Annotated in this window: 19 protein-coding genes and 1 pseudogene; 7 read left to right on the forward strand and 13 right to left on the reverse strand. The window is 64.5% G+C overall.

The window, feature by feature from the left end:
- Positions 1–17: 17 nt before the first annotated feature.
- Positions 18–1,373: a serine protease gene (locus SE91_RS32545; RefSeq protein ID WP_061851436.1), complete on the reverse strand. Its 1,356-nt coding sequence runs from the start codon at positions 1,371–1,373 to the stop codon at positions 18–20.
- A gap of 264 nt (positions 1,374–1,637) precedes the next feature.
- On the opposite strand from SE91_RS32545, the gene SE91_RS32550 reads away from it, so the two are divergent.
- Positions 1,638–2,441: a HesA/MoeB/ThiF family protein gene (locus tag SE91_RS32550; RefSeq protein WP_061850559.1), complete on the forward strand. Its 804-nt coding sequence runs from the start codon at positions 1,638–1,640 to the stop codon at positions 2,439–2,441.
- Between the two features lie 6 nt (positions 2,442–2,447).
- Here the strand turns inward: SE91_RS32550 and SE91_RS32555 are convergent, their stop codons facing one another.
- Positions 2,448–3,455 carry an aldo/keto reductase gene (locus SE91_RS32555; protein WP_061850560.1) on the reverse strand — a complete coding sequence of 336 codons (1,008 nt, stop codon included), beginning with the start codon at positions 3,453–3,455 and terminating at the stop codon, positions 2,448–2,450.
- Positions 3,456–3,571: 116 nt separating this feature from the next.
- On the opposite strand from SE91_RS32555, the gene SE91_RS32560 reads away from it, so the two are divergent.
- Positions 3,572–4,483: a LysR family transcriptional regulator gene (locus tag SE91_RS32560; RefSeq protein WP_061850561.1), complete on the forward strand. Its 912-nt coding sequence runs from the start codon at positions 3,572–3,574 to the stop codon at positions 4,481–4,483.
- On the opposite strand, the gene SE91_RS32565 is transcribed toward SE91_RS32560, so the two are convergent.
- Positions 4,480–5,481, reverse strand: coding sequence for a 2-hydroxyacid dehydrogenase (locus SE91_RS32565; RefSeq protein ID WP_008540098.1), 1,002 nt, complete (start codon positions 5,479–5,481; stop codon positions 4,480–4,482). The genes SE91_RS32560 and SE91_RS32565 overlap by 4 nt on opposite strands.
- Positions 5,482–5,818: 337 nt before the next feature.
- Between SE91_RS32565 and SE91_RS32570 the strand changes: the two genes are divergently transcribed.
- Entirely contained in the window at positions 5,819–6,349 is a 531-nt protein-coding gene (locus tag SE91_RS32570; protein WP_060734350.1) for an SH3 domain-containing protein, read from the forward strand.
- Between the two features lie 144 nt (positions 6,350–6,493).
- Here SE91_RS32570 and irrA read toward each other — a convergent pair whose 3' ends face one another.
- Complete coding sequence (gene irrA, locus SE91_RS32575) at positions 6,494–6,985, reverse strand: iron response transcriptional regulator IrrA (RefSeq protein ID WP_008540102.1); 492 nt, start codon at positions 6,983–6,985, stop codon at positions 6,494–6,496.
- A gap of 350 nt (positions 6,986–7,335) precedes the next feature.
- On the opposite strand from irrA, the gene fabA reads away from it, so the two are divergent.
- From fabA to fabI, 3 genes are all read left to right on the forward strand, one after another.
- On the forward strand, positions 7,336–7,857 hold the full coding sequence (fabA, locus tag SE91_RS32580; RefSeq protein ID WP_008540104.1) for a bifunctional 3-hydroxydecanoyl-ACP dehydratase/trans-2-decenoyl-ACP isomerase: 522 nt from the start codon (positions 7,336–7,338) through the stop codon (positions 7,855–7,857).
- 39 nt (positions 7,858–7,896) lie between these two features.
- Positions 7,897–9,120 (forward strand): beta-ketoacyl-ACP synthase I, encoded by a 1,224-nt coding sequence (gene fabB, locus SE91_RS32585; RefSeq protein ID WP_008540106.1) that lies wholly within the window; start codon positions 7,897–7,899, stop codon positions 9,118–9,120.
- Between the two features lie 137 nt (positions 9,121–9,257).
- Positions 9,258–10,058, forward strand: coding sequence for an enoyl-ACP reductase FabI (gene fabI, locus SE91_RS32590; protein WP_061850562.1), 801 nt, complete (start codon positions 9,258–9,260; stop codon positions 10,056–10,058).
- Here the strand turns inward: fabI and SE91_RS32595 are convergent.
- From SE91_RS32595 to SE91_RS32605, 3 genes are read right to left on the reverse strand one after another with little or no spacing between them, the layout of a single operon-like run.
- Positions 10,055–10,651, reverse strand: a complete 597-nt coding sequence (locus SE91_RS32595; protein WP_008540109.1) for a glutathione S-transferase family protein — start codon at positions 10,649–10,651, stop codon at positions 10,055–10,057. The genes fabI and SE91_RS32595 overlap by 4 nt on opposite strands.
- Positions 10,648–11,112, reverse strand: a complete 465-nt coding sequence (locus SE91_RS32600) for a GNAT family N-acetyltransferase (RefSeq protein WP_061850563.1) — start codon at positions 11,110–11,112, stop codon at positions 10,648–10,650. The genes SE91_RS32595 and SE91_RS32600 overlap by 4 nt, the downstream gene beginning before the upstream one ends.
- A 4-nt stretch (positions 11,113–11,116) precedes the next feature.
- Positions 11,117–12,043: a hydrogen peroxide-inducible genes activator gene (locus SE91_RS32605; protein ID WP_060734349.1), complete on the reverse strand. Its 927-nt coding sequence runs from the start codon at positions 12,041–12,043 to the stop codon at positions 11,117–11,119.
- 115 nt (positions 12,044–12,158) lie between these two features.
- Here SE91_RS32605 and katG point away from each other — a divergent pair, with 115 nt between their 5' ends.
- A complete protein-coding gene (katG, locus tag SE91_RS32610) occupies positions 12,159–14,324 on the forward strand; it encodes a catalase/peroxidase HPI (RefSeq protein ID WP_061850564.1) in 2,166 nt (721 codons plus the stop codon).
- A 63-nt stretch (positions 14,325–14,387) separates the two neighbouring features.
- Here the strand turns inward: katG and SE91_RS32615 are convergent, their stop codons facing one another.
- From SE91_RS32615 to infB, 6 genes and pseudogenes are all read right to left on the reverse strand, one after another.
- The gene (locus SE91_RS32615; RefSeq protein WP_061850565.1) at positions 14,388–15,119 is read right to left on the reverse strand and encodes a superoxide dismutase; all 732 of its coding nucleotides are present in this window, start codon (positions 15,117–15,119) and stop codon (positions 14,388–14,390) included.
- Between the two features lie 203 nt (positions 15,120–15,322).
- Positions 15,323–17,476, reverse strand: a complete 2,154-nt coding sequence (gene pnp / locus SE91_RS32620) for a polyribonucleotide nucleotidyltransferase (protein ID WP_060734346.1) — start codon at positions 17,474–17,476, stop codon at positions 15,323–15,325.
- Between the two features lie 380 nt (positions 17,477–17,856).
- A complete protein-coding gene (gene rpsO, locus SE91_RS32625) occupies positions 17,857–18,126 on the reverse strand; it encodes a 30S ribosomal protein S15 (protein ID WP_008540131.1) in 270 nt (89 codons plus the stop codon).
- Positions 18,127–18,128: 2 nt separating this feature from the next.
- A pseudogene (truB, locus tag SE91_RS32630) lies at positions 18,129–19,251 on the reverse strand (tRNA pseudouridine(55) synthase TruB).
- Positions 19,248–19,706: a 30S ribosome-binding factor RbfA gene (gene rbfA, locus SE91_RS32635; RefSeq protein ID WP_061850566.1), complete on the reverse strand. Its 459-nt coding sequence runs from the start codon at positions 19,704–19,706 to the stop codon at positions 19,248–19,250. Before rbfA ends, truB begins: the two are co-directional and overlap by 4 nt.
- A 155-nt stretch (positions 19,707–19,861) precedes the next feature.
- A partial coding sequence (infB, locus tag SE91_RS32640; RefSeq protein ID WP_061850567.1) for a translation initiation factor IF-2 occupies positions 19,862–21,809 on the reverse strand: 1,948 nt, incomplete at its 5' end.

Below are 21,809 nucleotides of genomic sequence, written 5' to 3' on the forward strand. Positions count from 1 at the left end.
CGTCCGGGACACGAGAGTTACTTTCGCACGCAGATCACGCGGACGACGGCGGCTTTCGCATCGCTCGACGTGCCGTTGGCAGTGACGTCTTTCGCCTTGAGGAAATTGCGCACGGTCTCACCCGAGATCATCAGCGCCTGTGAGGCCGGCACCGTCGCGGGCCCTGCGACCATCGCCGGCTTCAATAGCGCGATCCCTGCGAACTTGCCGTCGGCGTCGATCGCCGGGCTGCCGGAGAAGCCGACCGGGGGCGGCGGCGACAGCGCGGCATTGCCGGGCGTCACCGGCGCCAGCGTCGCCTTGAGGCCCGACACGCCGGCCGCGCCGCCCTGGCTCTGCGGATCGGCAATGCCGATGACGTCGATAGTCGTGCTCGCTGCACCGCCGGCAAGACTGAGCGGCTTCAGGCCGCGTGCGCCGTAGATGCGCAGGAGCGCGAGATCGTGCTCCTTGTTCTCGGCGATGCGATCGGCATTGCCGTAGCCGCCGATTGTGATCGCGAGACAGCCATCGGTGACAAGGCGGTCGGTGACGATCGCGCCGTCGTCACTGACGACGATCCCAGTGCCGTATTCGACGGTCTTGCGCGGCGGCGGTCCGGCCTGCGGTCCCAGCGGGAACGCAGTGAAGGCGCTCGACATCGCGATCACCACCGGCTCGACCGTGTTCTCGGTCGCCTGGTCGTAGAGGATCGTCATGGTGCGGACTTCGTCGCCCTTGAATGTGCCGCGGACGTAGAACTTCTTCTGGCCCTGCAATCCCGACAGCACGAAGAAGTCCGGCTTCACCACGGTGTAGTCGACCTTGCGTCCGGACGGCTCCTTCTCGAGGTCCGCGAGCTTGGCCGAGGTCGGGTTCACCTCCTTGCGGCGGCTGAGAACCACCTGCACCGTTCCTGTCGGTGACGTCCATTTCGATCCGTTGGCGTCGCTTGCCTGCTGCGGCACCAGCTTGCCGGGAATGCCGAGGCGGGCGCCGCTGGTCGGCTCGGTCACGATCTTCCAGCCGACGCTCTCCTGCTTCTTGCGGGCCGTCTCGGCGAGCGCGGCGCGCTCCTGCGGATTGAGCACCCCGGTCGGCTTGCCGCCCTTGGCCTTCTGGTACTCCTTGATGGCGCTGACCATACGCTCGCTGACGTCGCCGGTGATGGCACCGTTATATTGGCCGACCCAGGCCAGGTCGGACTGGAGCGAGAGCCGCTCTGGCTTCGTCATGGCGTCGGCCGTCGCCGACGGCGTCTGCGTCGCAGGCGGCTTGACCGAAACGGTCTGGACCGTTTTCGGGGTGGTGCCGGGCACTTGGGCCGTCGTCATCTGTGCCTGCGCGCCCGTGGCGGTCGCAAACATCAGTGTTGCCGCAAGCATCGATCTCATGACAAATCCAGCCAGTCCATTGAACGCCAAAACATTGAAAAGCATGCCATCGAAGCACATCTCGTTGGTCGCGAACAATGTAGCGGTGGTTCAGGCCCGAGGCCGAGCCAAGCAAACAGGCCCTCATCCTGAGGAGCGGCCTCTTGGCCGCGTCTCGAAGGATGGCAGCGGGCGAGATCGGGGCCTGCATGGTTCGAGACGCGCGTTCCGCGCTCCTCACCATGAGGATCGAGAGCAAGGGCGTATTAGGAGAGGCGTACGACGATGCTGAGCCCGGACGAACTCGAACGCTATGCCCGCCATATCGTCCTGCGCGATGTCGGCGGTCCCGGTCAGGCTGCGCTGAAGCGAGCCTCGGTGCTGGTGATCGGCGCCGGCGGGCTCGGCGCGCCCGCCTTGATGTATCTGGCCGCCGCCGGTATCGGCACGCTCGGCGTGGTCGACGACGACGTGGTGTCGCTTTCCAATCTGCAGCGCCAGGTGATCCATACGACGCCCGACATCGGCCGGCACAAGGTCGAGAGCGCGGCCGAGCGGATTGCGGCGCTCAATCCGCATGTCCGATTCATCGGTCATGCCACCTGGCTCAACGCCGACAATGCGCTCAACCTGATCGGCGACTACGACCTCGTGCTCGACGGCTCCGACAATTTCTCGACGCGCTATCTGGTCTCGGACGCCTGCTTCTTCGCCAAGCGGCCGCTGATCACGGCGGCGCTCGGCACCTTCGACGGTTCGCTCACAACCATCCGCGCGCATGAGACGAACGAAGCGGGCGAGTTCAATCCAACCTATCGCTGTCTCTTTCCCGAGGCGCCGCCGCCCGGCACTGTGCCGGCCTGCGCGGAGGCCGGCGTGATGGGCGCGCTCGCGGGCGTGCTCGGCTCGATGATGGCGCTGGAAGCGATCCGCGAGATTGTCGGCTTCGGCGACGGCCTCATCGGCCGCCTCCTGATGATCGATGCGCGCGCAATGCGCTTCGAGACGCTGCGCTACTCGCGCGATCCCGCCAATCCGCTCAACGGCGATGGGCCCGTGGTCACCGACCTCAGCGCCCATCGCACCTGACCGCCATTACTTGCTGGCCGGCTTCTCGCTGTCGAGATGCGCCATCTGCTCGGCCGCGTAGCGCGTGCCGGCTGCGACGTTCGGCGGGAAGGCTTCGGCCAGCGTCGCCAGATGGGCCGGTGTCAGCATGACGCTGGTCGCGCCGAGCGCTTCGGTGAGACGATTGCGGGTTCTTGCGCCGACCAGCGGCACGATCTCCTTGCCCTGCGCCGCGACCCAGGCAATCGCGACCTGTGCCGGCGTTGCGCCGATCTCGGTGGCGATCGCACGCAGTGAGTCCGCCAGCGCAAGATTGGCCTCGAGATTTGCGCCCTGGAAGCGCGGCGTCATCAGCCGGTAGTCCTTGCCGCCCTTGCCGCTGTCCTTGGTCCAGTGCCCGCTGATCAGCCCGCGCGCGAGCACGCCATAGGCGGTGATGCCGATGCCGAGCTCGCGGCAGGTGTTCAGGATGTCGCGCTCGATGCTGCGCTCGATCAGCGAATATTCGATCTGCAGATCGGCGATCGGATGCACGGCGTGCGCGCGGCGGATGGTGTCGGAGCCGACCTCGGACAGGCCGATATGCCTGACGTAGCCCGCCTTCACGAGATCGGCGAGGCCGCCGATGGTCTCCTCGATCGGCACGTTCGGATCGAGCCGTGCCGGGCGGTAGATGTCGAGATAGTCGGTGCCGAGCCGTTGCAGTGAATAGGCGAGGAAGTTCCTGGTCGCGGCGGGCCTCGTGTCCATGCCAGCGAACTCGCCGGCGGGCCCGCGCAGCGCGCCGTACTTGACGCTGAGCTGCACCTTGTCGCGCGGCACAACCCTCAGCGCCTCGCGGACCAGCATCTCATTGTCGCCCATAGCGTAGAAATCGCCGGTATCGACGAGCGTGATGCCGGCATCGATCGCCGCCTGCACCGTGGCGATGGCCTCCCCGCGATCGGCGGAGCCATAGACGTCCGACATGCCCATGCAGCCGAGCCCGAGGGCGGATACGGTGGGGCCGGTCGAACCGAGTTTGCGCTGTTCCATGATGGCTCTCCTTGAAAAGGCGGCTGACGGCGCCGCGTGACGCGGCCAGATATGCGCCCGCTCCATTGCGCCGATAAGCTGGACAATCAGGAATGCCTTGTTCACATTAGCGAACAATGGCCGAGCCTGACCTGCGCGATCTCGACGTCTTCGTAGCGGTGGCCCGCACCCGCAATTTCCGCCGCGCGGCGGTCGAAATTCGCGTGTCGGTGTCGAGCCTTAGCCAGCGTCTGCGGGACCTGGAGGAGCGCCTTGGCGTTCGCCTGGTGAACCGCACCACCCGCAGCGTCGCCCTGACCGAGGCGGGAGAGTTGCTGCTGTCGCGCGTGGCGCCGGCGCTACGCGATGTCGGCGATGCCCTGGACCAGGTCCGGGGCCTGCGCGAGGTCGCCGCGGGCCGCCTGCGCATCAACGCGCCGCCGCCGGCGGTCGACCTCGTGCTGGCGCCCATGGTCGGGCCGTTCCTGCAAGCGCATCCGCAAGTCGATCTCGACATCGTCTCCGAGAGCGGGTTCGTCGACATCGTGAGCGGCGGTTACGACGCCGGCGCGCGCTACGGCGAGCATCTCGCGCAGGACATGGTGGCGATCCCGCTGAGCGGCCTGCAGCGTTACGTCGTGGTCGCTTCGCCCGACTACATCGCGCGGCGCGGCAGGCCGAAACATCCGAAGGATTTGCTGGAGCACGATTGCATCCGCCCGCGCTACTCGAGCGGCGTTATGCACGATCTCGAGTTCGAGAAGACCGGCCAGATCGTGAAGGTCGATCCGCCCGCGAAGCTGATCTCGACCAACATGAATCTCGCCATGCGCGCCGCACTGGACGGCGTCGGGGTCTGGGCAACGATGGATGGTTATGTGCACGAGGCCCTGAAATCCGGTGCACTGGTCAGCTTGATGGAGGACTGGTGCGAGCCGTTTCCGGGACCGTTCCTGTACTATCCGAGCCGCCGCCAGGTGCCGCCGGCACTGCGTGCCTTCATCGATTTCGTCGCGGACTGGCGCCGACGCAGGGCCGATAAACCCTAGAGCATGCTCGGCAGCACGCGATCCGGCGGCTTGTGGGCGTCGAGGAAGGTGCGGATGTTGATGATCACCTTCTCACCCATCTCGACGCGGCCTTCGATCGTGGCCGAGCCCATATGCGGCAGCAGCGTGACCTTGCCGGCCTTGGCGAGCCGCACCAGCTTTGGATTGACCGCGGGCTCGTGCTCGTAGACGTCGAGCCCGGCGCCTCCGATCTCACCGCCTTCGATCAGTTTGATCAGCGTGTCCTCGTCGGTGACCTCGCCGCGCGCGGTGTTGACGATGTAGGCGTCCTTGCGGATTAGCTTCAGCCGGCGCGCCGACAGCAGATGATAGGTTGCCGGCGTGTGCGGACAGTTCACCGAGATGATGTCCATCCGCGCCAGCATCTGGTCGAGGCTTTCCCAATAGGTCGCGCCCAGCTCCTCGGCGATGACGGGGGCCACTGGGCGGCGGTTGTGATAGTGGATCTGCAGGCCGAAGGCGCGGGCGCGGCGTGCCACTGCCTGGCCGATGCGGCCCATGCCGATGATGCCGAGCCGCTTGCCGCCGATGCGGTGGCCGAGCATCCAGGTCGGCGACCAGCCCGCCCAGGGTTTTCCGTCCGTCAGGATAGAGGCGCCTTCGATCATCCGCCGGGGCACCGCGAGGATCAGCGCCATGGTCATGTCGGCGGTGTCTTCGGTCAGGACTTTCGGCGTGTTGGTGACGGTGATGCCGCGGGCATGGGCGGCCGCGACGTCGATATTGTCGACGCCGTTGCCGAAATTGGCGATCAGGCGGAGCTTGCAGTCGGGCTGGTTGACGACCTCGGCACTGATGTGGTCGGTCACGGTCGGCACCAGCACGTCGGCGGTGCGCGCGGCCTCGAGGATCTGCTCGGGCGACATCGGCGTGTCGTCGAGATTGATCCGCGCATCGAACAGCTCGCGCATCCGCGTCTCGATCGAATCCGGCAGCTTGCGCGTCACCACGACGAGGGGCTTTTTCTTCACCGACATGTCCTGCTCTCATGAAGCATCGCAAGCCGCCTTTGTCGCCAAAGGCCGGCCGTTGAGGCCTCATTAACCCGGTTGTTCGACACTGCCCTTGCCGTGTCGTCCCCGGCGTTTCCTTCAAGCTCTCCCGACGTTTCCAGGCCGGAAAATCGGGGCAAACTGGTTGTTCAAGCGTCCGTCCTCTCTAGCAGAAGGCCGGGCCAAGACAAGAACCACGGGTTCGGGCTTCGGACCTGGCTTGGGAACACCCGCGTGGGGCGGGACAGGGCTGACGCGGCAGGGGTTTTGGAATTCGGGGTGGGGGTCCGGCGAGGCCGGGCCTTCGACAGGAGACGGGTTGATGGCGTTGGGGCGTTTTTGTTCGGTGATGGCGCTCGTTTGCACCTGGTTGAGCGCCTCGGTCAGCCCCTCGCATGCGGCGAAGGACAACACGACCCAGAGCGCCAGCGGCCTGCCGGTGCCGCGCTATGTCAGCCTCAAATCGGATCACGTCAACGTTCGCGCCGGCCCGACCAAGGACAATGACGTGGCCTGGGTCTATACCCGCGCCGGCCTGCCGGTCGAAATCACCGCAGAGTTCGAGAACTGGCGCCGGGTGCGCGATTCCGAAGGTGCCGAGGGCTGGGTCTATCACTCACTGCTGTCGGGTCGCCGCACCGCGGTCGTCACCATGAAGCACAAGGACGACCTCGCGCCGATCTACGACCGTCCCGATCTCGACAGCGCGGTTGCGGCCAAGCTCCAAGCCGGTGTCGTCACGCAGGTGAAGAAGTGCACTGCAAGCTGGTGCTACGTCACCGGCAACGGCTTTGAAGGCTGGATCCAGCAGGAACGCCTTTGGGGCGTCTATTCGGACGAGAAGGTGAACTGACCCGAAGGCCGGCGGAGCAGTCTACCGCCCCACGTCGTGCCCGGGCTTGTCCCGGGCATCCACGTGCTTCCACGCTTGGCCCAAGAACGTGGATGGCCGGGACAAGCCCGGCCATGACGACAATCTCAGCGTTTTAAGACGATCTCAGCGCTTCTTGCGCAGGCGCACGACCATGTCGATGCGCGCGATCTCGTAACCCTCCGGCACCTCCGGCATCTTGGACAGCGCCAGATGCGGATCCTCGATGTCGACCAGCTCGTGGCTGTTCTCGAGGTAATAGTGGTGGTGGGTGGTGACGTTGGTGTCGAAATAGGTCTTGGTGCCGTCCACGCTGACCTGGCGGAGCAGGCCCGCATCGGTAAGCTGGTTCAACGTATTGTAGACGGTTGCCAGCGACACCGGAACCTTGGCCAGGGTCGCTTCTTCGTAGAGCATTTCAGCCGTCAGGTGGCGCGCGCCCTTGCCGAAAAGGAGCCAGCCAAGCGCCATGCGCTGGCGCGTCGGACGAAGCCCCGCAGACTGGAGCATTTCGTTGACGTCATGCCACGGGCAGCCCGTCAGCGCCGGCTGGCGGCCGGACAGGAGGGCCGCAGCGTGAACGTCGTCGTCGTGATGGGGCGCTGAATTCTCGCTCATTTCCAGATTTCGGGCACGCGTGAACAATATCTCTCCGCAATATAAGAACAGAAAGATGCAGATGCAAGTTTCTCGCAACTAGAGAGGTTCTAATCAGGCTTGGAACCGAGCAAGGAAGCCGTCATTTTACCTTCATGGACGCGCTTTGCCACCTGAATAGCCTGTGTTAGAGAGCGCGCGGTTCCGCCTAGCCGATTTTGGCGCAGCCGGGCATCGTGGCCCGGTCCGCAGTCCATTCGGGGCTTGCGGGAGCAGCACCTGACGGTAGCAATTGGCGTTGCTCACCGATTGAGACGGGACCCATTTTCGCCAAAAAACGTCGCTCAATCGGATTGAACAGAGGCTCGTGCATGCTGAACAGGCGCAACGGTTACGAATACGAAGATTTGCTGGCATGTGCCCGCGGCGAGATGTTCGGTCCGGGCAATGCCCAGCTGCCGCTGCCGCCCATGCTGATGTTCGACCGCATCACGGAAATTAACGACAAAGGCGGCGAGTTCGGCAAGGGGGTGGTTCGCGCCGAGCTGGACGTGAAGCCCGACCTCTGGTTCTTCGGCTGTCACTTCAAGAACGATCCGGTGATGCCCGGCTGCCTCGGCCTCGATGCGCTGTGGCAGATGGTCGGCTTTTATCTCGGCTGGATCGGCGGCGAAGGTCGCGGCCGCGCGCTCGGCTTGAACGAACTGAAATTCAGTGGTCAGGTGCTGACCGAAGCCCGCAAGGTTGTGTACAACGTCGATATCAAACGCGTGATGCGGGCAAAGCTCGTGCTCGGTATCGCCGACGGGTGGCTTTCGGTCGATGACCAGATTATTTATCGCGCCAAGGATCTGAAGGTCGGCCTGTTCAAGCAGGGCACGAGCCTGGGCTGAGCGCATTATCCAAGAAGACAACGATGAGGCGAGGCTGACATGAGGCGGGTTGTGGTCACCGGAATGGGCATCGTCTCGTCCATCGGAAACAACACCCAGGAAGTGCTTGCGAGCCTTCACGAGGCGAAGTCGGGCATTTCGCGGGCTGAGAAATACGCCGAGCTCGGCTTCCGTTCGCAGGTCGCCGGCGAACCATCGCTCGATCCCGCGACGGTGGTCGACCGCCGCGCGATGCGTTTCCTCGGCCAGGGTGCCGCTTGGAATCACGTCGCGATGGAGCAGGCGATCCAGGATTCCGGCCTGTCACCGGATGAAGTCTCCAACATCCGCACCGGCATCATCATGGGCTCCGGCGGGCCCTCGGCGCGCACCATCGTCGAATCCGCAGACATCACCCGCTCCAAGGGACCGAAGCGCGTCGGCCCGTTTGCAGTGCCGAAGGCGATGTCGTCGACGGCCTCCGCGACGCTCGCGACCTGGTTCAAGATCAAGGGCGTGAACTATTCGATCTCGTCGGCCTGCGCGACGTCGAACCATTGCGTCGGCAACGCCTATGAGACGATCCAGATCGGCAAGCAGGACATCATCTTCGCCGGCGGCTGCGAGGAGCTGGACTGGTCGCTGTCGGTGCTGTTCGACGCCATGGGTGCGATGTCCTCGAAGTACAACGACACGCCCGCCACCGCCTCGCGTCCCTACGACCTCAATCGCGACGGCTTCGTCATTGCCGGCGGCGCCGGCGTGCTGGTGCTGGAAGAGCTCGAGCATGCCAAGGCGCGCGGCGCACGAATCTATGGCGAGATCGTCGGCTATGGTGCGACATCTGATGGCCACGACATGGTGGCGCCGTCGGGTGAAGGCGCCGAGCGCTGCATGCGCATGGCGATGTCGACGGTGAAGACCAAGGTCGACTACATCAACCCGCACGCGACCTCAACGCCCGCCGGCGATCCGCCGGAGATCGAGGCGATCCGAAAGGTGTTCGGCGTCGGCGAGAAGTGCCCGCCGATCTCGGCGACCAAGGCGCTGACCGGCCACTCCCTGGGCGCGACCGGCGTGCAGGAGGCGATCTATTCGCTGCTGATGATGAACAACGGCTTCATCTGCGAGAGCGCGCACATCCAGGAGCTCGATCCCGTGTTCGCCGACATGCCGATCGTGCGCAAGCGCATCGACAACGTCAAGATCGGCACCGTGCTGTCGAACTCGTTCGGCTTCGGCGGCACCAACGCCACGCTGGTGTTCAGCCGGCTGGATGCGTGAGGCCTTGCGTTCGCATTGGTAGTTTTTCGTCATGGCCGGGCTCGTCCCGGCCATCCACATCTTTGCTATCGGTTGCGGACAAACGTGGATGCCCGGGACGAGCCCGGGCATGACGGACAGCGGAGAGTAATCGCGAGATGGAAGGTTTGATGAAAGGCAAGCGCGGTCTGATCATGGGCATCGCCAATGATCATTCGATCGCCTGGGGCATGGCGAAGACGCTGCATGCCCACGGTGCCGAGCTGGCCTTCACCTTCCAGGGCGAGGCCTTGGGCAAGCGTGTCAAGCCGCTGGCGGAGCAGCTCGGCGTCGATCTGGTGCTGCCGTGCGACGTCGAGGACATCGCCAGCGTCGATGCGACCTTCGCGGCGCTCCGCGACAAGTGGGGCAAGCTCGACTTCGTGATCCACGCGATCGGCTTCGCCGACAAGAACGAGCTGAAGGGCCGCTACGCCGACACCAGCCGCGAGAACTTTTCGCGCACCATGGTGATCTCCTGCTTCTCGTTCACGGAGATTGCGAAGCGTGCGGCCGAACTGATGACCGAAGGCGGCAGCATGATCACGCTGACCTTCGGCGCGTCGGAACGCGCGATGCCGAATTACAACGTGATGGGCGTGGCCAAGGCGGCGCTGGAAGCCTCCGTGCGCTATCTCGCCGCCGATTTCGGACCGCGCGGCATCCGCGTCAACGCGATCTCCGCAGGTCCCATCCGCACGCTCGCCGGCTCAGGCATCGGTGAGGCGCGCGCGATGTTCGCCTTCATGCAGAAGCATGCGCCGCTGCGCCGCGGCGTCACGCTCGACGAACTCGGCGGCTCGGCGCTGTATCTGCTGTCGGACCTGTCCGGCGGCGTCACCGGCGAGATCCACTATGTCGATTCCGGCTACAACGTCATCCTGATGCCGAGGCCGGACGATTTGAAGACGCAGGACTAACCCGCCGCGATTGTCTCCGCGCGCTGGAATGCCGGGCGCGCCATGCAGCGCGCAAGGTAAGCGTCGAAGGCCGGCCGCGGCGGCACCATCTTGAACAGCCGGACCGCGAAATTCAGGCCCGAGCCGATGGTGATGTCGGCGGCGGAGAAATCCTCGCCGAGAATCCACGGCCCCTTCTCGAGCGCAGCTTCCAGCACGTCGAAGACCTGAGTCGCGCTGCCCCACGCTGCGGTCGAGGTCGGGATCTCGATCTTGGTGAAGATCTGGATGATGGCTGGCTCGATGCAGCCCGGCGAGAAGAACAGCCATTGCAGATAGCGCGCACGGCGCGGATCGGTCACCGCAGGCGCGAGCCTGGCCTCAGGATAGCGATCGGCAATGTAGGCGCAGATCGCAGCCGCCTCGCCGAGCGATGCGTCGCCGTCGGTCAGCGCCGGCACCTTGCCCATCGGGTTGACCTTGAGGAATTCCGGCGCCTTCTGCGCGCCGGTCGAGATGTCGGTCAGCACGCGCTCATAGGGCAAGCCGCTTTCTTCCATCAGCCAGAGCGTCGTGAACGAGCGCGAGCGAGGCGACCAATAAAGCTTGATCATCGGGCGTTTCCTTTGTTCTCCCACCGATAATACTTCATCATGAACCCGTTCGACGGCTCGACCTCTTCCTTCTCGAACACAAATCCTTCGCGCTCGTACCAGCGCCAGGCCTTTTCGTTTTCGCGCACGCAGCGCAAATACATTTCATCGGGCATTTGCGTGCGCGTGAAGGCGAGCAGCTTTCGTCCGAGCGACTGGCCCTGATAGGCGGGTGCGACGAACAGCATGTCGAGATAGAGCTTTGGCAGATGCAGCGCCAGCATGGCGGCGATCGTGCCGCGGTCGTCGGCGACGAACAGGCTCCAGCCGTTCTCGATCTCGCGCCGGATACGCGCACGTAAGTTTGCCAGCAGAAAGTCGCTCGCCTCGCCAAGTCCGGTCGAGACCCAGCTCTCCATCCAGACGCGGCCGACCTCATCATATTCGTCCGGGCGAGCGGAGCGGATGATGGGCTGTGACATTCACTCAAGCCCGTTGGTTGCGCGCGGCCTGGCGTGGGCGCGCCTTGCCAGCCGACAGGCACACCACCTCGGAGATCTGCAGCAATTGCCGCGCCAGCGGGCTAGTCTTGCGCCAGACCATGCCGATGGTGCGCGATGGCTCGGGATCGCGGAAGCGCGCCAGCGAGACCGACGCCGATCGCGTCTCCACCGGCACCGCCATCTCCGGAATCAGCGTGACGCCGATGCCGGCGCTGACCATCTGGACCAGCGTCGAGAGCGAATTGGCGTCCAGCATCTCGCGCGGCGGCGCCGCTTGCATGTTGCAGAAGGAGAGCGCCTGGTCGCGGAAGCAGTGGCCCTCTTCGAGCAGCAACAGCCGCATCTCGCGCATCATCTCGCGCGATGGCACCGGCGTTCCCTCGTCCGAGCCCGGCCGCACCAGCAAGAACTTCTCATCGAACAGCGCGACCTCCGTGAGTGAAGGCTCGGACACCGGCAGCGCCACGATGGCGGTGTCGAGCCGGCCCTCGACGAGCTCCTGGATCAGGCGCGGGGTCATGGTCTCACGCACGCGGATGTCGAGCTCCGGATGCATGCGCGTGAGGTTCTTGGTGATCTTGGGCAGGAGGTAGGGTGCAATCGTCGGGATCATGCCGATGCGCAGGCGGCCGGCGAAACGGTCTTGTGACGCCCGGGCGAAATCGCCGAGCTCATCGACCGAGCGCAAGATGTCGCGGACGCGTTGCGCGAGCTCCTCGCCGAACCGGGTCAGGGCAACCTGCCGCGCGCTGCGCTCCAGCAGCAGGCCGCCGAGGGTTTCCTCCAACTCCTTGATCTGCATCGACAACGCCGGCTGCGAGATCGAGCAGGACTCGGCCGCCCGGCCGAAATGGCCGTGGCGCGCCAGCGCATCGAAATAGCGGAGTTGGCGCAGCGTCAGGTTCATCATCAGAAAATCCTATCGCAGCGATCACTAAAGTCAACTTTACCTGATAGGAGGCGATGCTTAGAGTGGTTCTACCTGGTCAAAGGGCGCCGTCGGACGCCACCAGAGGAGGTAATTCATGGATGACACGTCGAAGTGCCCGTTCACGGGCGGAAAACCCACGCGCACGAACCGCGACTGGTGGCCAACCCAGCTCAACATCGAGGTCCTGCACAAGAACTCTGACAAGTCCGATCCGATGGACAAGGACTTCGACTATGCCAAGGAGTTCAAGTCGCTCGACCTGAATGCGGTCATCAAGGACCTCACCGCCCTGATGACGGATTCGCAGGAATGGTGGCCGGCCGACTTCGGTCACTATGGCGGCCTGATGATCCGCATGGCCTGGCACAGCGCGGGCACCTATCGCACCACTGACGGCCGCGGTGGCGCCGGCGCCGGTCAGCAGCGTTTCGCCCCGCTCAACAGCTGGCCCGACAACGCCAACCTCGACAAGGCACGCCGCCTGCTCTGGCCGATCAAGCAGAAATATGGCCGCAAGCTTTCCTGGGCCGACCTGATGGTGCTGGCCGGCAACGTCGCGTTGGAATCGATGGGCTTCAAGACGTTTGGCTTTGCGGGTGGCCGCGCCGACGTCTGGGAGCCGGAAGAGCTCTATTGGGGTCCGGAAGGCACCTGGCTCGGCGATGAGCGCTACAGCGGTGAGCGCCAGCTCGCCGAGCCGCTCGGCGCCGTGCAGATGGGCCTCATCTACGTCAATCCGGAAGGTCCGAACGGCAAGCCGGATCCGGTCGCTGCGGCCAAGGACATCCGCGAAACGTTTGCTCGCATGGCGATGAACGATGAAGAGACCGTCGCGCTGATCGCCGGCGGCCACAGCTTCGGCAAGACCCACGGCGCGGGCGATCCTTCGCTGGTCGGTCCGGAGCCGGAAGCTGGCGCGTTGGAAGATCAGGGCCTCGGCTGGAAGAGCAAGCACGCGTCGGGCCACTCAGGCGATGCCATCACCAGCGGCCTCGAAGTGACCTGGACGGCGACGCCGACGAAGTGGAGCAACAACTTCTTCGAGAACCTGTTCAATTTCGAATGGGAGCTGACGAAGAGCCCGGGCGGTGCGAACCAGTGGACCGCCAAGGGTGCCGACGCGATCATCCCCGACGCCTTCGACAAGTCGAAGAAACATCGGCCGACGATGCTGACGACCGACCTCTCGCTGCGCTTCGATCCTGCCTATGAGAAGATCTCGCGCCGCTTCCTGGAGAACCCCGACCAGTTCGCGGACGCCTTCGCCCGCGCCTGGTTCAAGCTCACCCATCGCGACATGGGCCCGATCCAGCGGTATCTCGGCCCGCTGGTGCCGAAGGAGACGCTGATCTGGCAGGATCCGATTCCGGCGGTGAATCACGAGCTGGTCAGCGATCAGGATATCTCCGCGCTGAAGAGCAAGATCCTGGCTTCGGGTCTGTCGGTCTCCGAGCTGGTCTCGACCGCCTGGGCGTCGGCCTCGACCTTCCGCGGCTCCGACAAGCGCGGCGGCGCCAACGGCGCGCGCATCCGTCTCGCCCCGCAGAAGGATTGGGAGGTGAATCAACCGGCCCAGCTCGCCAAGGTTCTGGGCAAGCTCGAAGCGATCCAAAAGGACTTCAACGCGTCGTCCGGCGCCAAGAAGGTCTCGCTCGCGGACCTCATTGTCCTCGGCGGTACCGCCGCGGTCGAGAAGGCCGCGAAGGATGGCGGCGTCGAGGTCAAGGTCGGCTTCACGCCGGGCCGCATGGATGCCTCGCAGGAGCAGACCGATGCGGCCTCTTTCGCACCGCTGGAGCCGCGGGCCGATGGCTTCCGCAACTACGTCGGCAAGCGGCATCAGTTCATGCAGGAAGAAGAGGCGCTGGTCGATCGCGCGCAGCTTCTCAGACTCACTGGTCCCGAAATGACGGTTCTGGTCGGCGGCCTGCGGGTGCTCGGCGCCAACGCGAACGGTTCGAAGCACGGCGTTCTCACCTCGAAGGTGGGCACGTTGAGCAACGACTTCTTCGTCAACCTGCTCGGCATGAGCGCGCAGTGGACACCGGCGGCCGACGGCACCTATGAGGCGCGCGACCGCAAGACCAATGCGGTGAAGTGGACCGGCACGCGCTCCGACCTGATCTTCGGCGCGCACTCGCAGCTCCGCGCCTTCGCCGAGGTTTATGCCACCTCGGACTCCAAGGAGAAGTTCGTCAAGGACTTCGCCAAGGCCTGGACCAAGGTGATGAACCTCGACCGCTACGACATCGCAGCGTGAGTCCGGTTAGCAAGCGATAGACGAAAGGGCGGCCGAGAGGCCGCCCTTTTTAGTCTCTGATTGTCACACGTCGAGTGTGCCGGCCTTCGCGGCAGCGTAGCGCTCGCCCACGACCTTCCAGTTCACAATATTCCACCATGCCTTGAGATAATCGGCGCGGCGGTTCTGGTAGTTCAGGTAATAGGCGTGCTCCCAGACGTCGTTGCCGAGCAACGCCCGCTTGCCGTCCATCATCGGATTGTCCTGGTTGGGGCGCGTCTCGATTGCGAGCTTGCCATCCTTGCTGACGGTCACGAACACCCAGCCCGAGCCGAACACGCGGCCGCCGGCAGCGTTGAAGTCGGCCTGCAGTTTTTCCATGCCTCCGAGATCGCCGTCGATTGCGGTGAGCAAGGCACCTTCCGGCTTGCCGCCGTTCGGTCCCATGATCTGCCAGAACATGGTGTGGTTGGCGTGGCCGCCCATGTTGTTGCGGACGCCGGTGCGGATGGCGTCCGGGACGGCGCCGAGGTTGCTCAGCACTTCGCCGATCGGCTTTCCCGCAATCTGCGGATTTTCCTTGGCGAAATTGTTCAGGTTGGTGATGAACGCCTGGTGATGGCGGTCATGATGGATTTCCATCGTCTTGGCATCGATATGCGGTTCCAGCGCATTCGCCGGATAGGCGAGCGGATCGAGCTTGAACGGCCCTGCGGGCGCCGCCGCGGCCTGCGCAAACGCCATGCGTGGGGCTGCGGCCGCCGCGACGAGGCCGGTTGCAGCGAACATGAGACGGCGCCGGGATATCGATGTCATTCGGTTCTCCTGTCGGGGGTCGATCCGCTGAAGCGTAGGGCGGTACGATAGGTACGCATCACCAACCATCGTCGGTTTCGATCCCGGTCTCTCCGGCGCTGCGGCGGAATCGCGCATGGCCAATCCGGTAAAGCCGGCCGCAAACGGCCAACAAAAAGGGCGGCCTTTCGGCCGCCCTTCGTTTTCTGGACTGTCGCGAGATCTTACTCGCCGGCTGCTTCGCGCGGAGCCTTCTCGCCCTCGCCCTTGCCTTCGAGGTCCTCGCCGGTGGTCTGGTCGACCACCTTCATCGACAGGCGGGTCTTGCCGCGGTCGTCGAAGCCGAGCAGCTTGACCTTGACCTTGTCGCCTTCCTTGACGACGTCGGAGGTCTTCTGCACGCGCGACGAAGCGAGCTGGCTGATGTGGACGAGACCGTCCTTGGAGCCGAAGAAGTTCACGAAGGCGCCGAACTCCATGACCTTGACGACGGTGCCGTCATAGATCTGGCCGACTTCCGGATCGGACGCGATCGACTTGATCCACTTGATCGCTGCCTTCATGGCCTCGCCGTCGCTGGAGGCGACCTTCACGGTGCCGTCGTCCTCGATGTTGACCTTGGCGCCGGTCTTCTCGACGATCTCGCGGATCACCTTGCCGCCGGTGCCGATCACTTCGCGGATCTTGTCGGTGGCGATCTTGAAGGTCTCGATGCGCGGCGCGTATTCGCCGAGCTCGGCGCGCGCGGCAGTCAGCGCCTTGGACATCTCACCCAGGATATGGATGCGACCTTCCTTGGCCTGGCCGAGCGCCACCTTCATGATCTCTTCGGTGATGCCCTCGATCTTGATGTCCATCTGGAGCGAGGTGATGCCCTGCTCCGTCCCAGCCACCTTGAAGTCCATGTCGCCGAGATGGTCCTCGTCACCGAGGATGTCCGAGAGAACCGCATAGCGCTTGTCTTCGAGGATCAGGCCCATCGCGATGCCCGCGGTCGGCCGCTTCAGCGGCACGCCGGCATCCATCAGCGCGAGCGAGGCGCCGCAGACCGACGCCATCGACGAGGAGCCGTTGGACTCGGTGATTTCCGACACCACGCGCGTGGTGTAGGGGAATTCGTGGTGCGGCGGCAGCACCGGGTGGATCGCGCGCCAGGCGAGCTTGCCGTGGCCGATCTCGCGGCGCTTGGTGCCGCCGAGGCGGCCGGTCTCGCCGACCGAATAGGGCGGGAAGTTGTAGTGCAGCAGGAACGTCTCCTTGTACGTCCCCGACAGCGCGTCGATGTACTGCTCGTCCTCGCCGGTACCGAGCGTGGTCACGACCATCGCCTGGGTCTCACCGCGGGTGAACAGCGCCGAGCCGTGGGCGCGGGGCAGCACGCCGACTTCGGCGACGATGTTGCGCACGGTCTTGCTGTCGCGGCCGTCGATGCGCTTGCCGGTGTCCAGGATGTTCCAGCGGACGATCTTGGCTTCGAGCTCCTTGAACACGCCGGCGACACGCAGCTTGTCGTATTTCGGCTCCTGCCCTTCGGGGAAGTAGTGGGCGATCACCTTTTCCTTGACCTTGCCGACCGCGGCGTAGCGGTCCTGCTTGACCGGAATAGCGTAGGCGGCGCGCAGCTCCTGCTCGACGAGGCCGAGCATTTCCTTCTCGAGCGCGGAATTGTCGATGACGGTGACTTCGCGCGGCTCCTTGGCGGCCTTCTCGGCCAGCTCGATGATCGCGTTGATCACCGGCTGGAAGTGGCGGTGACCGAACATCACGGCGCCGAGCATGATGTCTTCGTTCAGTTCCTTGGCTTCCGATTCCACCATCAGCACGGCGTCGGCGGTGCCGGCGACGACGAGGTCGAGCTGGGTGTCGACCATCTCGTCGAGCGTCGGGTTGAGGATGAATTCGTCATTGGCGAAGCCGACGCGGGCGGCGCCGATCGGGCCCTTGAACGGAGCACCGGACAGGGTCAGCGCAGCCGACGAGGCCACCAGCGCGACGATATCCGGATCGTTCTCCATGTCGTGCGACAGCACGGTGGCGATCACCTGGGTCTCGTTGCGCCAGCCGTCGACGAACAGCGGACGGATCGGACGGTCGATCAGGCGGGAGACCAGCGTCTCCTTCTCGGTCGGACGGCCCTCGCGCTTGAAATAGCCGCCGGGAATGCGGCCGGCAGCGTAGGTCTTTTCCTGATAGTCGACGGTCAGCGGGAGGAAGTCGACGCCTTCGCGCGGCGCCTTCGCCGCGACCACGGTGGCGAGCACCACGGTCTCGCCGTAGGTGGCGACGACGGCGCCGTCGGCCTGGCGGGCGATCTTGCCGGTTTCCAGCTTGAGCGGGCGTCCACCCCAGTCGATCTCGACGGAATGCTTATTGAACATGGAGGTCTTCTTTCATGGGTTCTCGAAAGAAGGGACGGCCTCTCGAAAAACAAAAACCATGCGCAAGATTGCGGGACGCTGATCGGAGCGGATGATCAGCGTCCTGCGATCCTGCCATGGTTTTTGGATGTCGGATGGCGTCCATCCTTTCGGGTCATACGGGCGCCTTGCCCGTTGTGCCCAGCCGCCGGATTGCTGCTGGACTGTCAGTCGGCACGAATGCGAACACCGAACCGCGGTCTTCGCCCATCATGCCCGGATGCAAGTCGTCAACGGCTCGCATCCGACGCGCACGCAGCCTCGATCAAAAACCTCAAAGGAAGCGCTTTCGTCCGAAACCACGCGCAAAAACGCGCGCCAATGGCGCGCGTTGGGAACACTTAACGACGAATGTTGTGCTTCTCGAGCAGCGCCTTGTACCGCGCCTCGTCCTTCTTCTTGAGATAGTCGAGGAGCGAGCGGCGGGTCGAGACCAGCTTCAAGAGGCCACGACGCGAATGGTTGTCCTTCACGTGGGTCTTGAAATGGTTGGTGAGGTTGTTGATGCGTTCCGACAGGATCGCGACCTGAACCTCGGGCGAGCCGGTGTCACCGGCCTTGGTGGCATTGGTCTTGATGACTTCCGCTTTGCGTTCTGCGGCAATCGACATCGTCAATTTCTCTCGTTGCGACCGGGGCTGGCAGTCAGGCCGGTCAGGTTGAACACACGCTTGGGGATGATTTCGCCATTGCCAACTTCAGCAAGCGCCAAAAGACGGCCTGCCACCGTGACATAGACTGTGCCGCTACAAGTGGGCGCATCCCGTCCGCGCAACAAAACGGCCTGGCCCCGATGGAGCCTTGCCGCATCAGCCCGAGTGACGGCCAGTGCCGGGATGTCGTCCAGCGCGGTCTCAACGGGCAAAAGCGCGTCGGCGAGGCTTCCCTCGCCGGACGCGGCTCTATCGCACAAAGCCTCCAACTGATCCAGCGGAATCATGTCGTTTTCGCCGAATGGGCCGACCAGGGTCCGCCGCAGCGCGGAGATATGGCCATAAGTACCGAGAATCCGGCCCATATCGCGGGCGAGCGCCCGGACATAGGTGCCCTTGCCGCATTCGGCCTCGAACACCGCCCGGTCGTTATCCGGTTGATCTACAAGGGTTAAATGGTGAATCTCGACGGGGCGGGGGGCCAGTTCCACGACCTCGCCGTCGCGGGCGAGGTCGTAGGCGCGCTCGCCCTGCACCTTGATCGCGGAATAGCGCGGCGGGATCTGCTCGATCATCCCAGTGAAGCGGGGGCAGGAGGGCCAGGATGGCCTCGCGGGTCGGGCGCTGGTCCGAGGTCGCGGTGACCCGGCCCTCGATGTCGTCGGTGTCGCGCTCCTCGCCCCAGCTCACGGTGAACTGGTAGCGCTTGCGGCCGTCCATCACGATGGGGACGGTCTTGGTGGCTTCGCCGAGGGCGATCGGCAGACCGCCCGAGGCGAGCGGATCGAGCGTGCCGGCATGTCCCGCGCGCTTGGCGTTGAACAGGCGCTTGAGCACGGCGACGGCCTGCGTCGAGGTCATGCCGATCGGCTTGTCGAGCACGACCCAGCCGTGGACGTCGCGGCGGTCGCGGCGAACCTGGTTGCCCTTTTGCTGCTGCTTGGCGCGCGGATCGTTGTTGACGCGGCGCGGCTCCCGATGTGGCTGCGAGTCGTTGCTCAGCTCCGCAAAATTGTTTGTCTGCACGTCGCGCTGATCGGCCTGTTCGCCGCTGATCGTGTCGTGAGCCGGGTCCATCGTCATCGTTCTTCTTCCCGATCCGAATCCGGATCCTGTTCCAAGTCTTGCTCGAAGCCCTGTTCGAGATCCTTCTGCACCGCAGGTGTTCGCAAAAGCTTCTCGATCCGTTCCGCTTCGTCGAATCGCTCGTCGACGCGGAAGCGAATGTCAGGTGCAAATTTCAGGTTAACGCGCCGCGCGACCTCGCCGCGCAAGAATTTCTTGTTGCGCTCGAGCGCACCGATGACGATCCCGGTGTCGCGGCCACCGAGCGGCATCACGTAGATCGTCGCGAGCTTCAGGTCGGGCGACATCCGCACCTCCGGCACGGTGATGATGTGACCTTCGAGGTCCGCATCATGCACGTTGCCTTGCGCCAGAATCTCGGCCATCGCATGGCGAACCTGCTCGCCGACGCGCAACTGGCGTTGCGAGCCTCCGCTGGGCGCGGAACTCTTCTTCTGATGATGGCGTGGCATTCTCGAAAATCACCTCGTCATGCCCGTGCATGGGACACGGGCATTGTCGCTTGTCCTGTTGAAACGAAGAAGGGTGGGTGGCCGAAAAAAATCCGGCCACCGCACTCCTGCAATCTCAGTTCAAAAAGATCCGAACGCTTCGGTAAGATTTGGACTTACAGGGAGCGCTGGATCGTCTCCACGCGATAACACTCGATCACGTCACCAGCACGCATGTCGTGATAGTTCTCGAAGGCCATGCCGCACTCCTGGCCGGACTGGACTTCCTTCACTTCGTCCTTGAAGCGCTTGAGCGTCGACAGCTTGCCTTCGTGCACGACGACGTTGTCGCGGATCAGGCGCACATTGGCGCCGCGTTCCACGGTGCCGTCGGTGACGCGGCAGCCGGCGACCTTGCCGACCTTGGAGATGTTGAAGATCTCCAGGATCTCGGCATTGCCCAGCATGGTTTCGCGCAAGGTCGGCGCGAGCAGGCCGCTCATCGCCTTCTTCACGTCGTCCACGAGGTCGTAGATGATGTTGTAGTAGCGGATCTCGATGCCGTTGCGCTTGGCGGCCGCAGCGGCCTCCTTGTTGGCACGGACCGAGAAGCCGATGATCGCGGCGTTGAAGCCTTCCGCGAGCGTGACGTCGGACTCCGAGATGCCGCCGACGCCGGCGTGAAGGATGCGCGCGGCGACCTCGTCGGTGCCGAGCTTCTCCAGCGAGCCGAGGATCGCTTCCAGCGAGCCTTGCACGTCGGCCTTGATGATCAGCGGGAATTCCTTGCGGCCCGCCGTCTTCAATTGCGACATCATCTGCTCGAGCGAGCCACGCATGCCGGAGATCGAGGCCGCCGCGTTCTCGCGCTTCTGGTGCGCGCGGTAGCTGGTGATCTGGCGGGCGCGGGCTTCGTTCTCGACGACTGCCAGGCGATCGCCGGCCTCCGGCGGGCCGTTGAAGCCGAGCACCTCGACCGGCACCGAGGGGCCGGCCTCCTGCACGGTGTCGCCCTGATCGGAGATCAGCGCGCGGACGCGGCCCATCTCGGCGCCGGCGACGATGATGTCGCCGACACGGAGCGTGCCGCGCTGGACCAGCACGGTCGCGACCGGACCACGGCCGCGATCGAGCTTGGCTTCGATCACGGTGCCTTCGGCCGGACGTTCCGAATTGGTCTTCAGGTCGAGGATTTCGGCCTGCAGCGCGATCATCTCGAGCAGCTTGTCGAGATTTGTCTTGTTCTTGGCGGACACTTCGACGTCGACGACTTCGCCGCCGAAGGATTCGACCTGAACCTCGTGCTGGAGCAGCTCGGTGCGCACCCGCTCGGGCTTGGCATCGGGCTTGTCGATCTTGTTGATGGCGACGATGATCGGCACACCCGCCGCCTTGGCGTGATTGATGGCTTCGACCGTCTGCGGCATCACGCCGTCATCGGCCGCGACCACCAGCACGACGATGTCGGTGACCTTGGCGCCGCGGGCGCGCATCGCGGTGAACGCGGCGTGGCCGGGCGTGTCAATGAAGGTGATCTTCTTGCCGCTCTCGGGCGAGAGCACCTGATAGGCGCCGATATGCTGGGTGATGCCGCCGGCTTCGCCGGAGACCACGTTGGCATGGCGGAGCGCGTCGAGCAGCGAGGTCTTGCCGTGGTCGACGTGGCCCATCACGGTCACGACGGGCGAACGCGTCTCGGTGTCGGTGGAATCGTCGACCTGGTCGAACAGGCCTTCCTCGACGTCCGAGGCGGCGACGCGCTTGACGGTGTGGCCGAGCTCTTCGGCGATCAGCTGCGCGGTGTCGGCGTCGATCACGTCGGTGATCTTGTGCATCGCGCCCTGCTTCATCAGCATGCGGATGACGTCGACCGCGCGCTCGGACATGCGGTTGGCGAGTTCCTGGATGGTGATCGCTTCCGGAATGACCACCTCGCGGATGAGCTTTTCCTTGGGCTCGTTCGAGGCGTGACCCTTCAGGCGCTGGGTGCGCCGGCGGAACGAGGCGATCGAGCGCTCGCGCACTTCGTCCGCATTGAGCGCCGTGACGACCGTCAGGCGGCCGCGCTCTTTCTGCGGGCCGGGCTTGTGGGTGGTCTTGGGGGCTGCCGCAGGACGCGCGGCG

The organism is Bradyrhizobium sp. DOA1, from assembly GCF_001593325.1.
In the GTDB taxonomy this organism is placed as follows: domain Bacteria; phylum Pseudomonadota; class Alphaproteobacteria; order Rhizobiales; family Xanthobacteraceae; genus Bradyrhizobium.

Coding starts and splice junctions, on each gene's coding strand:
- SE91_RS32600 (WP_061850563.1), bottom strand. CDS start 11,112: ATGTCACAGCCCATCATCCGCTCCGCTCGCCCGGACGAATATGATGAG.
- rpsO (WP_008540131.1), bottom strand. CDS start 18,126: ATGTCGATTGCCGCAGAACGCAAAGCGGAAGTCATCAAGACCAATGCC.
- SE91_RS32555 (WP_061850560.1), bottom strand. CDS start 3,455: ATGGAACAGCGCAAACTCGGTTCGACCGGCCCCACCGTATCCGCCCTC.
- SE91_RS32570 (WP_060734350.1), top strand. CDS start 5,819: ATGGCGTTGGGGCGTTTTTGTTCGGTGATGGCGCTCGTTTGCACCTGG.
- SE91_RS32545 (WP_061851436.1), bottom strand. CDS start 1,373: ATGAGATCGATGCTTGCGGCAACACTGATGTTTGCGACCGCCACGGGC.
- SE91_RS32565 (WP_008540098.1), bottom strand. CDS start 5,481: ATGTCGGTGAAGAAAAAGCCCCTCGTCGTGGTGACGCGCAAGCTGCCG.
- irrA (WP_008540102.1), bottom strand. CDS start 6,985: ATGAGCGAGAATTCAGCGCCCCATCACGACGACGACGTTCACGCTGCG.
- katG (WP_061850564.1), top strand. CDS start 12,159: ATGGATGACACGTCGAAGTGCCCGTTCACGGGCGGAAAACCCACGCGC.
- pnp (WP_060734346.1), bottom strand. CDS start 17,476: ATGTTCAATAAGCATTCCGTCGAGATCGACTGGGGTGGACGCCCGCTC.
- SE91_RS32550 (WP_061850559.1), top strand. CDS start 1,638: ATGCTGAGCCCGGACGAACTCGAACGCTATGCCCGCCATATCGTCCTG.
- rbfA (WP_061850566.1), bottom strand. CDS start 19,706: ATGCCACGCCATCATCAGAAGAAGAGTTCCGCGCCCAGCGGAGGCTCG.
- SE91_RS32560 (WP_061850561.1), top strand. CDS start 3,572: ATGGCCGAGCCTGACCTGCGCGATCTCGACGTCTTCGTAGCGGTGGCC.
- SE91_RS32595 (WP_008540109.1), bottom strand. CDS start 10,651: ATGATCAAGCTTTATTGGTCGCCTCGCTCGCGCTCGTTCACGACGCTC.
- fabA (WP_008540104.1), top strand. CDS start 7,336: ATGCTGAACAGGCGCAACGGTTACGAATACGAAGATTTGCTGGCATGT.
- fabB (WP_008540106.1), top strand. CDS start 7,897: ATGAGGCGGGTTGTGGTCACCGGAATGGGCATCGTCTCGTCCATCGGA.
- SE91_RS32615 (WP_061850565.1), bottom strand. CDS start 15,119: ATGACATCGATATCCCGGCGCCGTCTCATGTTCGCTGCAACCGGCCTC.
- SE91_RS32605 (WP_060734349.1), bottom strand. CDS start 12,043: ATGATGAACCTGACGCTGCGCCAACTCCGCTATTTCGATGCGCTGGCG.
- fabI (WP_061850562.1), top strand. CDS start 9,258: ATGGAAGGTTTGATGAAAGGCAAGCGCGGTCTGATCATGGGCATCGCC.